The sequence below is a fragment of the Achromobacter sp. Marseille-Q0513 genome, from assembly GCF_018195695.1.
In the GTDB taxonomy this organism is placed as follows: Bacteria; Pseudomonadota; Gammaproteobacteria; order Burkholderiales; family Burkholderiaceae_B; genus Achromobacter.
The window spans coordinates 1-438 of record NZ_JAGTJY010000541.1; the positions used below are offsets into that span (position 1 = coordinate 1).

The following is a 438-nucleotide window of genomic DNA, read 5'->3' on the forward strand; positions in this document are numbered from 1 at the left end:
TAGCATTAATAATAGAAGTGAAGAATAAGATAAAGAGCTGAACATTCCGCTGTTGACGCCGCCACGAGACGCGAAATGGGCGGCCGCCAGATCATGAATGCGTGACCCTGCCATTGCCGGCCGCACCCGGCGCGGCGACGCGCGATCCTCCTGCCCTATCCCCTGTAGGTTCCCCTTTCCCATGAAAGACTCTCTCAACGCACCGCCCGCAGGCGCGGTGGATCGTGGACTCGCCCTCGAGGCGCTCATGCGGCCGCTGGCCGAATTCATGACAGACGATGCCGTTCGCGAGATCACTATTCCGCGACCAGGCGACCTGTTCGCACTGCGCCACGGGCGTTGGTGCCTGCATGAGATGTCGGTGCTGTCCTTCGGCTATCTGCAAGCGCTTATCGAAGCCACCGCCAGCTACAACGGCGTGAACTTCCTGCCCATCAT

Annotated in this window: 1 pseudogene; it reads left to right on the forward strand. The window is 60.3% G+C overall.

Annotated features, from left to right (window positions below):
* Window positions 1-181 precede the first annotated feature (181 nt).
* Window positions 182-438: pseudogene (locus KDH83_RS31675) on the forward strand (hypothetical protein); the annotation flags it as partial.